This window comes from uncultured Lactobacillus sp., assembly GCF_947367085.1.
Classification (GTDB): Bacteria; Bacillota; Bacilli; order Lactobacillales; family Lactobacillaceae; genus Lactobacillus.
The window spans coordinates 1-14829 of the sequence record NZ_CANBCP010000012.1; the positions used below are offsets into that span (position 1 = coordinate 1).

The following is a 14829-nucleotide window of genomic DNA, read 5'->3' on the forward strand; positions in this document are numbered from 1 at the left end:
GACCTTTATCGTGCCACCCACCAAAGCACTCCTTCTAAAAGATTAATGGCACCAATTACTCACTTTAGTGCAGAAATCCAGGATCCAAATAATATTTCTGAAACTATATCTAATGCTATTGAAGCAACACAAGGTGCAAGAAAAGGGGCCGCTTTTATCAGCTTGCCTCAAGATATTGACGATAGCATTGTTACCGAAAAGCCACTTCCAGTATATTCAAAACCTAAGATGGGGCCAGCAGATTTAAATGATCTCACTAAATTGGCTGATTTGATCAAATTAAGTAAATTACCGGTAATCTTGGTAGGTCAAAGGGCTGGTGACGAAAAAACCACTCAAGCTTTACGAAAGTTACTTGAAAATTACTCGTTTCCTGTTGTTGAAACTTATCAAGCAGCTGGTGTTATTTCTCGTGAGTTAGAAAAGCGATCATACTTTGGCCGGGTAGGATTATTCAGAAACCAAGTAGGTGATCGTTTGCTTGCCAATAGTGATTTAGTAATCACTATTGGTTATGATCCAATTGAATACGAACCTCGTAACTGGAATAAAGAAGGTAAGCTGAGAATTGTCAACTTAGATACAGTACCTGCTCAAATAGATAATAACTTTACACCAATTATGCAGCTTGTTGGAAATCTTGCTTCAAGTATTGATCAATTAAGCAATCGTTTAGAAGGATTTACTTATCCTGTAGTATCAAATGACCTACTTGCTAACTTTAAAGCGGAACTTGATAAGGATAAAACGCATGCAATGCCTGCAAATGGTAATTTGAATCATCCGTTAGCAATTGTTCGAGCCATTCAAGAAAATGTGAATGATGACATGACAGTTTGCTTAGATGTGGGTTCACATTATATCTGGATGGCTAGACATTTTAGATCATATCAGCCACATCATTTATTAATTAGTAATGGAATGCAGACGCTTGGTGTTGGTCTTCCTTGGGCAATCACTGCCGCTTTACTTAAACCAGAAACGAAATCAGTAGCGGTTTGCGGTGATGGTGGATTTATGTTTTCAGCAGCTGAATTATCTACTGCTGTTGAGCATAATTTAAACATCGTAGTTGTTGTTTGGAATGATGGTGGTCATTACGATATGGTACGTTTCCAAGAAGAAATGAAATATGATGATAATGCAGGAGTAAAATTCGGAGAGGTTGATTTAGTCAAATTCGCTGAAAGTTTCGGTGCTACTGGCTTAAGAGTAGATAAACCTGAAAACTTGAACAGTGTTATGAAAAAAGCATTTAGTATTCAAGGTCCAGTTGTCGTAGACGTACCTGTAGACTACTCGCATAATCAACAACTCGCCGCTCATTTAATTGATTCACAATTAGGATAAGGAGAAATCGATGAATACTTTATATGAACACAGTACACTTGCTTCATTAATGGCTGGTAATTTTGATGGTACGATTACGTTAAAGGACTTGCTCACTCACGGCTCATATGGGTTGGGAACTTTCAGTGGCTTAGATGGCGAAGTGATAATTTTAGATAACGAAGTTTACCAAGCGACTTCAAGTGGTAAAGTTAATCATATTACTGATATGAATACTAAATTACCATTTGCCTCTGTTCACTTTCCAAAAGATTTAATTGAATTAAGTCCAGAAAATGCTGACTTTAATTATGTCAATCAAACTTTGGTCAAAGAGCAAAAACTACAAAATGTCTTCGCAGCAATTCAACTAAAAGGAAGTTTTCCCTTTTTGCACACTAGAATTGCGCCTAAACAAGAAAAACCTTATCCTAGTTTACTTGAAGTAGCTCAAAATCAACCTGAATTTACATTTGAAGACCTTACTGGAACAATTATTGGTTACTATGCCCCGGCAATTTTTGGCAGCGTTACTGCTAGCGGGTGGCATTTGCATTTTATCAGCGATGATCATCAAATTGCGGGTCATGTGTTAGATTTTAAGGCGGAAAATTTAAGTGGTAATCTAGAAATTTTTGATACCTTACAGCAGCATTTTCCAATCAATGATTCAGATTTTCGTGATTCAGAGGTTGATTTAGCTTCAGTTAAAGAAGGTATTGAAAAATCAGAGGGTTCTTCAAATAAATAAGTTCAGATTTACACCATAAATAGAATTTATCCTAGCATTCAAAAGACTAAATTCTTTAGTAGGTCGCAATGACCTATAATTCTTTGTGGAATAGATGTAGTTTAAAAATAATAGCTATAACTTTTAGCTATATCTGCATTAAGTAAATAAGTATTAGAAATAATGCTTTAAAAGACTACACTAAAAGATGCGTAAACAGTAAGAATCTAGGAGTGTCATATGGAAAAAACAATTGAAGATAAATACTTTGAAGGTGAAAGAATTCTTTATGGACTTAAAGACGCTCGCTTAGCGAGAGTTACTTTTGGAAAGGGAGAATCACCTTTAAAAGAAGCGGTAAATATTGAAATTAAAGACTCTATTTTTACATGGAAATACCCACTTTGGTATGATCAAAATGTTACCATCGATAACACAACTTTTGAAACCATGTCGCGTAGTGGAATTTGGTATACCAAAAATATTACTGTTACGAATTCTGCCTTGCAAGCTCCTAAGCTTTTTAGAAGAAGTAGTGATATTACTTTAGATAATGTGCATTTTAGCGACGCTCAAGAAACAATGTGGACTTGCAAGGATATTAAGATCACTAATAGTCAAGTTAATGGTGATTATTTTGGAAAAGATAGTGAAAATATTTATTTAGATAATGTAAGTGTGATCGGTAATTACGTTTTTGACGGTGCGAAAAATATTGAAGTACATAATTCAACTTTTGTTTCAAAAGATGCCTTTTGGAATTGTGAGAATGTAACGATTTATGATTCAACAATTGATGGTGAGTATTTAGCTTGGAATACGAAGAATCTCACTTTGATCAATTGTCGAATTGAAAGTGATCAAGGTTTAAATTATATAGATAACCTTGTTATCAAAAACTGCAGCTTTTTAAGAACTGATCTAGCCTTTGAATATGTTTCTAATATGGATGTCGAAATAAACAACAAATTAGATAGTGTTAAAAACCCAATTTCAGGAAAAATCAAGATCCCTCAAATAGGTACTCTAATTATGGATCCTAGAAAAATTGATCCAGCCAAAACTGAGATTATTTGTGACAAGATCGATCAAAAGTTAGATAGTTCTGATAATAATCAACTAGCTAAGGATTAAAAAATGGAAAAATTTGATTTTGAAACTGTGCCTGATCGCACAAAAACCGATTCAGTTAAATGGAATATTAAAAAAGATCAGTTGCCAATGTGGATTGCGGACATGGATTTTAAGACTGCACCGGCAATTATTGATGCAATGAAAGAGAAGATTGAACTAGGTGCATTTGGCTATGAATGGCCCGGTGATGATTATTTCGATAGTGTCAGTTATTGGTTGAAATCTCAACACAACGTGCAAGCGGATAAAAAGTGGATGATTTTTACTACTGGAGTTGTGCCTGCAATCTCATCTATTGTTCGCCATGTTTCCAATATTGGCGATAATGTTTTAGTTCAAGAACCTGTTTATAATATTTTTTATAATTCAATTGAAAATAATGGGCGTCATGTCTTATCTAATGATCTTGAATTTGATGGGAGTAATTACCATATAAATTGGGATGATTTAGAAGAAAAGCTAGCTAATCCACTTACAACTTTAATGATTTTTTGTAATCCTCATAATCCAATTGGGAAAGTTTGGTCAAAACAAGAAGTTGAAAAAATTGCAAATCTTTGTCACGAGTACAATGTAGTTTTACTTTCTGATGAAATTCATGGAGATTTAGTACGACAAGGATTTGACTATACTCCAAGTTTTAGTGTGACTGATGATGAAAATAAAAAGATTATTTCTCTCATATCCCCAAGTAAAACTTTTAACGTAGCAGCTTTGCATGCCGCAACTGCAATCATTCCTAATGAGACTTTACGTAATATTGTAAATCGCGACCTTAATAGTGACGAAGTAGCTGAGCCAAATTTATTGGCAATTCCAGCTACGATTGCCGCCTATAAGCAGGGTGAATCTTGGCTTGCCGCTTTAAAACAACAATTACGTGAAAACTTTGAGTACGTAGCAGATTTTATTAAGCAGAATATTTCTGATATCAAAGTAGTAAGTGGGAATGCAACATATTTGATGTGGCTTGATGTTGAGGCATTTTGTGATAATTCAGATCAGTTGCAGAAGTTTTTGGTAGATAAAACTGGTCTCATCTTATCTAGCGGAAGCGTTTATCGTGGAAACGGCAATCAATTCTTACGGATGAATTTGGCATGCCCCTTAGACTTAGTTAAAGATGGTATGAAGCGCTTGCAAAAAGGTATTAAATTGTATCGAAAAACTATTTGAAAAAGTATATACTTTATTTGAGGTGATTTTTTATGGAACCAATATTTTTAACTCCTTACTTTCGTCCAAAAATCTGGGGTGGACGTAAATTAAATACAGAATTAGGTTATAAAATTCCTGATGGAAAAGTCGGAGAAGCTTGGGTAATCTCTGGTTATAAAGATGATGCATCTACTGTAACTCAAGGACCATACAAGGGTATGACTTTGCGCGACCTTTACTTAAAGCATCCAGAATTGTTTGGTAATCCTAAAGCTAAAGAGTTTCCATTATTAGTTAAATTCTTAGACGCTAATGACAACTTATCAGTGCAGGTACACCCTGATGATGACTATGCTCGAGTACATGAAAATGATTCTGGTAAAACCGAGAGCTGGTATGTTCTTCATGCAGAACCAGGTGCAAAATTAATTTATGGTCACAATGCCAAGTCTAAAGAAGAATTAGAAGATTGGATCAAAAATGGCAAGTGGGACAAGTTATTTAGATATGTTCCAGTTAAAGAAGGAGACTTCTTATACGTTCCAGCTGGTACGGTTCATGCTTTAACTAAGGGAATCATGGTTATTGAAACCCAACAATCTAGTGATGTTACTTATCGTTTATATGACTGGGATCGTGTTGATAAAAAGACTGGTAAGAAACGTGAACTTCACATCAAACAATCACTTGATACAATACAAGTTCCACACAAGGATCCGAAATTAAACATCACTCATGAAACTGTTGGCGATGCTAAGATTACTACATTAGCCCAGCCACCAGTTTCTCCTCATTTTTATTTGTGGCAAATCGATGTAAATGGTATATTTAATTGGACACTAGATGATCATCCATATCTTTTAGTTTCTGTCATTAAAGGAAATGGAAAATTCAGTGCAGATGGAAAGGACTATAATATTAAGTTAGGAACTAACTTTATCATTCCGAATGAAATAAAGAAATTCAGCTTTAGCGGAGATAATTTGAGATTAGTTATTTCTGCCCCAGGCAAAGAATAAATTTGAATATTTAGAAAGGAAGCCAAATGATTTATCTAGCTTGTGGTGTAATAATGCTTGCAATAGGAGTCATCTGGCTTTTTTCGCCTGCTAAGACTCCGAATCGAATGTATGGATATTTGTCATATTTAGCAACCGTCAATAAGGCTAGTTTTGCATATGCACAAAAGTGGGCAAGAAATTACCTGATTTTGTTTGGTAGTATTCAGACAATCCTTGGTCTAATTATTCATGCTCTGAACTGGGACAGGTACTTTATATTGTGGCTATTGACTTTTTATCTGTTCATTTTAGCGCCTATAATTTTAACTGAAAAGAAATTACAAGAGTTTCTCAAAAAACGTGGTGAGTTACCCCATGATTATGTGGAACCCGATCAGATTAAGCACCAAAAGGTAAAAGGATTTAGAGATAAAAAATGAATATTTTAATGGTTGAAGATGATAATTCCGTAGCAGAAATGATGAAGATGTTTTTTGCTAAGGAAGATTGGAATGTCGATATTGCAGAAGATGGCATCCAGGCAGTAGAAGAATTTAAGAAAAATAAAAACAAGTACGATATTATCACCTTGGATTTGAATTTACCCAAAAAAGATGGGATGCAAGTAGCTAAGGAAATTAGAGAAATATCTAAACAAATTCCGATTATCATGCTTACAGCAAGAGATTCAGAATCCGATCAAATTTTAGGTTTGGGTATTGGAGCTGACGAATACGTGACTAAACCATTTAGTCCTTTGGCTCTCATTGCCCGAATTAAGGCACTTTATCGTCGTAGCAATATGGATGGTCAAAAAGCTAGCTCGAATAGGAATTATGATGTTATTACCAATCACCTCAAGATCTCAAAAGATCGTCGAGAAGTTTTGTTTGATGATAATGTAGTCGAAGGATTGACCCCAAAAGAATTTGATTTATTACTTACAATGGCTAAAAAGCCAAAACAAGTATTTTCACGTGATAAGTTACTCGAATTAGTATGGGGATATGAATATTTTGGAGAAGAAAGAACTGTTGATGCCCATATTAAAAAATTACGTCAAAAACTAGAAAAAGCTGGTCCACAAGTTATCCAAACTGTGTGGGGCGTAGGCTATAAGTTTGATGACTCTGAGGTGTAATTCTTGAAACTCTTTTATCAGCAAATGCTTGGCTTTTTGTTAATTATTTTTACAAGTGTAACCATTATTGGATATGCTTCAATTAACTTTGCCACTAATCAAGCTTATGAACAAAGTTATAGTCGTTTGGAAGGTTACGCCCATTCGTTAGAACAACTTGCATTGTCAAAAAAGAATCCCGATGGAGAAATCGATCCCAAGTTTTTGGATAATTTACAAGTTGTGATGCAAGGTGAGGATACAACTTTACGCATCTTCTCAAAGAATAATCGCCTAGTTTATCCCCGTTCACCGATGAAGTGGAGTTTGCCAGAGAGTTATTTCAAACGCCTGAAAAAAGATGAGACAATTCAGATTCAAAACGATCATAAGTCAAGTCAGATGACATTTTCTAGTAAGGAACCATACACTAGTGTATTAGTGCCTTGGAAAAATAAAGGGAAATTGATCGGTGTTATTTGGATTGGATCTAGAGCTCAAAATGTGGAGTCAGTAATTGTCAGAGAAAAGCACAATATCTTAAATGCTTTATTGATTACAGTTATTGTAGCTTTAATTCTGAGTTTTATTTTGTCTTATTTCATTTCTAAAAGGATTGCCCGTTTATCTAAAGCAACTAAAAAGGTGGCAGCTGGTAACTTTAATGTTGAAATTCCCCATGGAGACAATGATGAAATCGATGATTTAGCTAGCGATTTTAATCAAATGGTTGTTGCACTAAAAAAATCATCTGAAGAAATTGAGGCTCAAGAGCAGCGTCGTGATCAATTTATGGCTGATGCAGCTCATGAAATGCGTACGCCGCTTACAACAATTAACGGAATCTTGGAAGGATTGCAGTATGATGCAATACCTGAAGAAGCAAAACCCAAGTCGATTGCCTTGATGCAGAGTGAGACTAAGCGCTTGATTCGATTGGTTAATGAAAACTTAGACTTTGAAAAGATCCGCAGCAACCAGATAATGCTTGTCAAGACTAAGTTTAATGCTGCTAAAGTATTAGAAAATCTGAAGACTCAGATGGAGAAAAAGGCAGAAGATAAAAATGATACTTTAAAGGTGAACTGTCCACCCGATCTTGAAACATATGCGGATAAAGATCGCTTCACTCAGATTATGGTTAATTTGGTTCAAAATGCACTTCAATTCACTGAAAATGGAACGATTACAATTAATGGTAGACGTTTAGAGCATGCTAGTGAATTTAAAATTCAAGACACTGGAATTGGGATGACAGACAAGCAAAGAAAATTTATTTTTGATCGTTTCTATAAGGCAGATCCTTCTCGTGCAAAGTTGGGGTCAGGAGAATCTGGCTTAGGCCTAGCAATTGTAATGTCTTTGATCAAACAACATGGTGGTCAAATTACAGTTGAATCGCATCCAGGTATGGGATCAACGTTTACGGTTGTTATTTACGACAAAGGTTTTGAAAAGTTTAACTCAGATAATTAATTAAAAACCCACTAAGTAACTCATAATGAGTGAGTCAACTTAGTGGGTTTAATTTTATCTAATTATAAGATTATCTTTCAGCATTCTGTTTTTTATTTTTCGCAGAATCATTTTGATCGGGTTCTTGCTTATTTTCATTATTCAGAATGTTTTCAGGTACTGTGTCAATTTCATCACGATTGCTTTCAACGGCATCAGTATTGAACATATTGGTGGTACTTGATTTGTACCGGCTGAATAAAGAAGTAGATTTATTGCCAAGATCCTTACTTAGCTGAAGCATTCTTTGATAATTTAAGGAATAATCAAATTGAGTTGGATCAACTGGGATAAAACCTTTTGGAGTATAGAAACGTAATAAATTGCGGTTATTTAGTAAATCCGAATCATGTAACAATTGCTTAGCATAGTCTGCCAATTTTTTAATCTGTTTTTTCTGAGAATCAGTAAACTTGGTGATCTTTTCGCCACTTCGATTGTCATAAACTGTTCCTTTAATACCTTTATTACCTATAATCACATAGTTAGGAGTCACAATCGTTCCATTTCTAAAGACGACCACTTGCTTGCGATGAGTTGAAAGTAGATCATTGCCGAATTCAATATAATCTTTAGTATGAACTCCTAATAAATGAAGGACGGTAGGTAACACATCAATTTCACCGCCATAAGTTGAATCGATCTTTCCCTTAAGGCCAGGCATATGGATCATGAATGGTACTTTTTGAATTTGAATATTGTCGTATTCATTCCAGCTAGAACTCTTAATTCCTAAAACGGGCGCTAACGCTGAAGTTTCACTATCAGAACTCCCTACACCATAGTGGTCACCATATATCACGACCATGGTATTTTTCCCAAGGCCGCTTTTTTTGAGATAATCAAAAAATTCTTTAATCGATTGGTCGAGATAATGAGCCGTTTCAAAGTAATTATTGATAGTAGTATTTGGTGTATTGGTAGTAGTGAAGTTTTTATCTTTATCTTCTTCATCCATATTGTAAGGAATGTGGTTAGTAACCGTAAGATACTTAACATAAAATGGCTGCTGCATTTGTTCTAAGTATTTAATACTTTGAGAAAAGAGCAATTTGTCCTTAAGCCCATAACCAATTTTATCGTCTTTATTTTGAGAGAAATAATTTGAATCAAAGAAGTAGTTATACCCTAAATTCTTATATACTTCGTTACGATTCCAAAAAGTACCAGTATTACCATGAAAAACCGCTGAAGTATACCCCTGCTGGCGCAAGATTTGAGGTGCTGCTTGGAAAGTATTTTCAGATCCTAGAGAAGAAAACAATGATCCATCTGAAATTCCAAAAGTACCAGTTTCAAGCATGTTTTCTGCGTCACTAGTTCTACCAAGACCTACTTGGTGATAAAAATTATCAAACGAAATTGTATTCTTGTTATGGTAGATAGAATTTAGAAATGGAGTAACTTCTTGACCATTAACCTTCAACCCAATTAAAAATTGTTGGAAACTTTCTAAGTGTAAGACAATAACATTCTTTCCCTTAGCTTTTCCAAAATATTTAGGGTTAGGGGGAGTATAATTTTTCTGAACAAATTTCAGAATTTGATTTATATCATCAGCATTGGCATTTTTCTTAATTTGATTAGATTGGGCGCTTTTTGCAATGTCATAAACTGAATAAGCGTCAAGACCGAGATATTTAACTACATAAGAGCGATCAAATGTATTTCTAAGTAAACGTGGGCGAGAAGTTTCGGCAAGCATCATGTTTAAAGCTAGTATAAAAACACCAAAAGATGTTACGGCAAAAGGCCGCTTCAACCCGTATTTACGTGGATCAATTTTGATAACTCTAATGATCAATAAGACAATGATCACAATAATATCGATCCATAACAAAATATCAGTTGGTTGCAAAAGCGCTACTGTACTTTTCCCAAGTCCCTGAGAGACTTTGCCTGTGTTTTGAACAGTTTTAAATGTCAAAAAGTCGTTGAACTGACGATAATAAATCACATTTGCAAAAAGCAAAATGGTATTTAAAATATCGAGAAAAAGCATAGCGATGTATGACACAATCGGCTTAGAAAAATATAATCCGATACTTAGTAAAATGATACCCGTACCTAATGGAGTAAACCAAATGATAAAATGCTGATAGGGATCAGATAAACCTAATTTAAAATTGAAGTAGGAAGCAAACATATACTTTGCCCAAAAGCAAAGCATTAAAAGCGTAAAGAAGCCAATTCTTGTTTGCCAAAAATTTCGTTTATTCAAAATTATTCTCCTCTTATTGTATAAAGTTTATTTTACTTATGTTTCTTTAAAACTGCTAGCTTATATAAAAGGTTTTAATTTTTTTAATATTTTAGCTCGATAAAAACAAATGTTGTTTATCTAATATATAATGGGATTAAACTCAAGAAGGTCTGAATTCTATGCTTTTTTTACAACCATTTTATGATATTTTAAGTCATAACCTAGCAGGAAGGATAAATCACTTTGCATTAATCAAGTTGATTTTCTATAGCTTAGATAAAACTATATTTTATTTTATTATATTTGCGATTCTGCGTTTGCTTTGGCTCTTATTAGTAAGACATCGTCGACGCTTATTTTCTGAAGTTTGCGTTTGGATATTTGCTTTTTACATAATTTTACTCTTAATGCTAACTACATTTAGAGATACTTATTTTCCATGGCAGCTATCTTTTAACTTCAATCGTCCTTTAAGCGATATCAATTTGATATTTTTAAAAGAAACTTTGAAGCTGACTAAAGCTACCAGCTTATTAGACTTCTTTTATAATTCTTTGGGTAATATTGTATGGTTTATACCATTTGGATTTTTGTTCCCAATCATAATTATGAAGAAAAAAAGCTTCAAAGAGACCTTCTTAACAGGATTGATTTTTTCTGTCACCATTGAAACTCTTCAGTTTGTTTTGGCAACAGGAGTTAGTGATATAGACGATGTGTTTTTCAATGTTTGTGGAGCGATGATAGGTTATGGGATTTATCATGTGATTTTTAAAACAAAGAATGTAATTTAACTAGTTTTCTATGTTATTTCTGTTAAAATAAAAATGTAATAAAAGTAATAAAAAAGGAAGTAAAAGTAAATGGATAAAGTTGTACATCTTGACGCAAGTAAATTAAAGCCATTTGTTCACGAAAATGAACTTAAGGAATTACAACCAATGGTTACTGCTGCTGATAAAGAGTTACGTGAAGGCACAGGTGCTGGTAGTGATTTCCGCGGCTGGATTGATTTACCTGTAGATTATGATAAAGATGAATTTGCACGTATCAAAAAAGCTGCTAAGAAGATTCAAAGCGATTCAGAAGTATTAATCGGAATTGGTATCGGTGGATCATACCTTGGCGCTCAAGCTGCAATCGAATTCTTAAACGGTGCATTTTACGGTAAAGAAAAGAGCGACTACCCAACTGTAGTATTTTGTGGTAACTCATTATCAGGTTCATACCTTTACGACTTAATCGAATGGTTGGGCGACAAGGATTTCTCAATCAATATTATTTCTAAGTCAGGTACTACTACTGAACCTTCAATTGCATTCCGTATTTTGAAAGACAAGCTAATTAAGAAATATGGTAAAGAAGAAGCTGCTAAGAGAATTTACGCAACTACTGACCGTCAAAAAGGTGCACTTAAGACTGAAGCTGATGCAGAAGGTTACGAAGAATTTGTTGTTCCAGATGATATTGGTGGACGTTTCTCAGTATTATCAGCTGTAGGACTTCTTCCAATTGCCGTTGCAGGTGGCAATATTGACGAATTGATGAAAGGTGCTGCTGACGCACGTAGTGCTTACACTGATCCAGATGATACTGGTGATAACCCATACAAGTATGCAGCACTTCGTAACATTCTTTACCGCAAGGGTTACACTACTGAATTACTTGAAAACTATGAACCAACTTTAAGAATGTTTGGCGAATGGTGGAAGCAATTAATGGGTGAATCTGAAGGTAAGGACCAAAAAGGTATTTACCCATCTAGTGCAAACTTCACTACTGATCTTCACTCACTTGGTCAATACATCCAAGAAGGTCGTCGTAATTTAATGGAAACTGTTGTCAGAGTTGAAAATCCTCGTCACGATGTAACTATTCCTGAAGATAAAGAAAATCTTGACCAACTGAACTTCTTATCAGGCAAGACTATGAACTACGTAAACGATCGTGCTTACGAAGGTGTTGTTTTAGCTCACACTGACGGTGGTGTACCAGTTATGACTGTAGACATTAAGGATCAAAGTGCTCACACTTTAGGTTACTTAATTTACTGGTTCGAATTAGCTGTTGGTATTTCAGGTTACTTGAATGGTATTAACCCATTCAACCAACCAGGTGTTGAAAGTTACAAGAGAAACATGTTTGGTCTTTTGAACAAGCCTGGCTATGAAGATTTACATGACGATTTGACTAAGCGTCTTTAATATTTAAGGCATACTCAGTATAGTTTGATCACTATACAGTTGAATATAGTCGTTTTGACTAAAGAAAGGGTAGGAGTTATTTACTCCTGCTCTTTTTCTATGAGAAGGGGAGTTTTAGATGGCGCATAAAGATAATGAAGTAAAAAACATAATGGCAGTATTGGCAATGGCTTTTATGTCATTTGTTGGAATATTAACAGAGACTAGTCTGAATGTAACTTTTCCGACAATGATGAAGCAATTTGGTGTCACGCTTGATGTAATTCAATGGACGACAACAGGGTACTTACTGATGATTGCAATTATTATGCTAGCATCATCTTATTTAAATAAACGTTTTACTGCCCGTCAGCAGTTTATCGCAGCATGTTTAACCTTTATAGCAGGAAGTTTAATATCGGCAGTAGCACCCAATTTTGCTTTATTACTACTTGGAAGATTGATTTCCGCTTTTGGAGCAGGATTAAGTACGCCATTAATGTTTAACTTGATTGTAGAAATTATGCCTCGCCCTAAATGGGGCTTTTATATGGGAATTGCCGGACTAGTTGTTGCGATGGCTCCAACTTTGGGTCCAGCATTTGGTGGAGCAATTAATTATTACTTTAACTGGCGCTGGATTTTTATTTTAGTATCAGTCTTTGCTCTGATCGTTTTTTTATGTGGATTAGCAGTAGTAAAGAAATATCATGAAATTCAAAAAGAAAAATTCGCTTGGCTAAACTTTCTTATTTTGTCTTTGGCTTTAATTAGCTTGACAGTAGGATTAAATCAGATTAGTCATGGTTTAAATAATTGGCTGCTGTGGGTATTATTAGTTTTATGTGGTTTATTATTTGGTTTATTTATCTATTTATCAAAGACTACAGCTAACAATATAATCGACTTGAAGGTCTTTAAACAAAAAGGTTTTATCTTTGGCACTTTAGCTTACTTTTTATTACAGTTCATAAATATCGGAACCAGCTTTGTTTTACCTAATTACATTCAAATTGTTGGAAAACAAACTTCATTAGTTGGAGGGTTGATTTTACTTCCTGGTAGTATTTTGGCTGGGGTGTTAAATCCATATTTTGGACGCTTATACGATCGTCTTGGGGCAAAACTACCACTTTATCTAGGTGGTGGATTAGTGACTGTCAGCGGTGTTTTATTTGCCGTTTTCGGAATGAATTTGACGTCATTAATGATAATTATTTTTTATGGTGTTTTGATGTTAGGACACAGAATGGCATTTTCAAATACTTTAGCTGAAACTCTTAAACTTCAAGAAAGCAATCTTCAAGCCGATGCAACAGCTATCTGTCAAACTAGTCAGCAGTTAGCTGGCTCAATTGGGACAACGATTTTAGCTGCGATAATTGCAATTTGGCAAAATAAAAATAATGCACCATATAGTGTTTTGACTGCCCAAGGTAGTCAAGCAGCTTTTGTTATGACGACGATCTTAGGTTTGATCATTTTGTTTAGTTACTGGAAATTATTTAGAATCGAAAAATTAGAAAATAAGTAAAAAAATAGCGTCTGGAGATAATCCAAACGCTATTTTTAACTAGTGAAGCGCTGCTCCAATAATGATTAATACCAACCCGATTATTGTAGCAATAAACTCCATTTTTGGCTTTTTTTCACCAACAATAAAGATTCCACCTAAAGTAGAAATAATCACACATAATTGACTGTAGACGAATGCATTAATGACACCATTCATTTTTGCAGAAAAGATATAAGCCAGAGCTGCGATCCCAAATGAAAAACCAGAAAAAATATTCAAGTAGGTCGCTTTTTGTTTAAAGGCAATAGTCTGGTGCGTAAGCAGTAAGAAAATGATGCTGCCCAGGAAGATGCCGAGCATTTGTGGGAAAAATAAAGATTGAGCATCGGCTTTGATGGTTTTAGGAAAAGTTGAGTAGATCCAGTAACCAATCGAAGTAAATAGTAAGAGCAAGAAGTCGCGCAAAGTAACTTTTGATTCGTTGCCCTTACTGATGGCAGTTAAAGTTACGCCGACGATGATTAAGATTAGTGAAAAGATGCCGACAACATATTGTCGCATGCTGGTCCATTCGCTGAACATGGCAACTCCGATTAAGGTATTGCCAATTAGCTGCAGTCCGGTTGAAAGCGGCATGGTTTTACTGATGCCAATTTTGGCCATTGAGATAAATTGTCCTGCTTGCCCCATAGTCCAAAACATCCCTGACAAAAGTGATAGCGTAAACGTCATGGTGCTTAAGTGAGAGGGATGGATAATGAAAGTGATGATGCCGATCAGCAAGGCGCCGATGGCGAGGCCGAAAATTTCGTTGCTAGGTTTGCTGTTTTTTATCTTTCCAGCGATTAGTGGAAAAATTCCCCAACCTAGGGCGGGAATTAAAGCGATAATTATATTCATTAAAAATCTCCATTTCTAGATAAACCGTTTTCATTATACT

Annotated in this window: 13 protein-coding genes; 11 read left to right on the top strand and 2 right to left on the bottom strand. The window is 34.9% G+C overall.

What is annotated here, in order from left to right:
• From alsS to Q0Y70_RS03365, 8 genes are all read left to right on the top strand, one after another.
• Window positions 1-1350 (top strand): acetolactate synthase AlsS (alsS, locus tag Q0Y70_RS03330; protein WP_297816543.1); only part of this gene is annotated, 1350 nt, incomplete at its 5' end.
• Between the two features lie 10 nt (window positions 1351-1360).
• The gene (budA, locus tag Q0Y70_RS03335) at window positions 1361-2080 is read left to right on the top strand and encodes an acetolactate decarboxylase (protein WP_297816547.1); all 720 of its coding nucleotides are present in this window, start codon (window positions 1361-1363) and stop codon (window positions 2078-2080) included.
• A gap of 219 nt (window positions 2081-2299) precedes the next feature.
• On the top strand, window positions 2300-3193 hold the full coding sequence (locus tag Q0Y70_RS03340) for a DUF3737 family protein (RefSeq protein ID WP_297816549.1): 894 nt from the start codon (window positions 2300-2302) through the stop codon (window positions 3191-3193).
• Window positions 3194-3196: 3 nt separating this feature from the next.
• Window positions 3197-4369, top strand: coding sequence for a MalY/PatB family protein (locus Q0Y70_RS03345; RefSeq protein WP_297816554.1), 1173 nt, complete (start codon window positions 3197-3199; stop codon window positions 4367-4369).
• Between the two features lie 32 nt (window positions 4370-4401).
• The gene (locus tag Q0Y70_RS03350; RefSeq protein ID WP_297816556.1) at window positions 4402-5370 is read left to right on the top strand and encodes a type I phosphomannose isomerase catalytic subunit; all 969 of its coding nucleotides are present in this window, start codon (window positions 4402-4404) and stop codon (window positions 5368-5370) included.
• A gap of 26 nt (window positions 5371-5396) precedes the next feature.
• Window positions 5397-5792: a hypothetical protein gene (locus Q0Y70_RS03355; protein ID WP_297816558.1), complete on the top strand. Its 396-nt coding sequence runs from the start codon at window positions 5397-5399 to the stop codon at window positions 5790-5792.
• Entirely contained in the window at window positions 5789-6493 is a 705-nt protein-coding gene (locus Q0Y70_RS03360) for a response regulator transcription factor (RefSeq protein ID WP_297816560.1), read from the top strand. Before Q0Y70_RS03355 ends, Q0Y70_RS03360 begins: the two co-directional genes overlap by 4 nt.
• Window positions 6494-6496: 3 nt before the next feature.
• A complete protein-coding gene (locus tag Q0Y70_RS03365; protein ID WP_297816563.1) occupies window positions 6497-7948 on the top strand; it encodes a HAMP domain-containing sensor histidine kinase in 1452 nt (483 codons plus the stop codon).
• A gap of 70 nt (window positions 7949-8018) precedes the next feature.
• On the opposite strand, the gene Q0Y70_RS03370 is transcribed toward Q0Y70_RS03365, so the two are convergent.
• Window positions 8019-10208, bottom strand: coding sequence for an LTA synthase family protein (locus Q0Y70_RS03370; RefSeq protein ID WP_297816566.1), 2190 nt, complete (start codon window positions 10206-10208; stop codon window positions 8019-8021).
• 161 nt (window positions 10209-10369) lie between these two features.
• Here Q0Y70_RS03370 and Q0Y70_RS03375 point away from each other — a divergent pair, with 161 nt between their 5' ends.
• The 3 genes from Q0Y70_RS03375 to Q0Y70_RS03385 all read left to right on the top strand — a co-directional run bounded on the left by Q0Y70_RS03375 (window position 10370) and on the right by Q0Y70_RS03385 (window position 13907).
• Complete coding sequence (locus Q0Y70_RS03375) at window positions 10370-10984, top strand: VanZ family protein (protein ID WP_297816569.1); 615 nt, start codon at window positions 10370-10372, stop codon at window positions 10982-10984.
• Between the two features lie 69 nt (window positions 10985-11053).
• The gene (locus Q0Y70_RS03380; protein WP_297816571.1) at window positions 11054-12394 is read left to right on the top strand and encodes a glucose-6-phosphate isomerase; all 1341 of its coding nucleotides are present in this window, start codon (window positions 11054-11056) and stop codon (window positions 12392-12394) included.
• Window positions 12395-12512: 118 nt separating this feature from the next.
• Window positions 12513-13907, top strand: a complete 1395-nt coding sequence (locus Q0Y70_RS03385; RefSeq protein ID WP_297816573.1) for a DHA2 family efflux MFS transporter permease subunit — start codon at window positions 12513-12515, stop codon at window positions 13905-13907.
• 39 nt (window positions 13908-13946) lie between these two features.
• Here Q0Y70_RS03385 and Q0Y70_RS03390 read toward each other — a convergent pair whose 3' ends face one another.
• Window positions 13947-14789 (bottom strand): GRP family sugar transporter, encoded by an 843-nt coding sequence (locus Q0Y70_RS03390; RefSeq protein WP_297816576.1) that lies wholly within the window; start codon window positions 14787-14789, stop codon window positions 13947-13949.
• Window positions 14790-14829 lie beyond the last annotated feature (40 nt).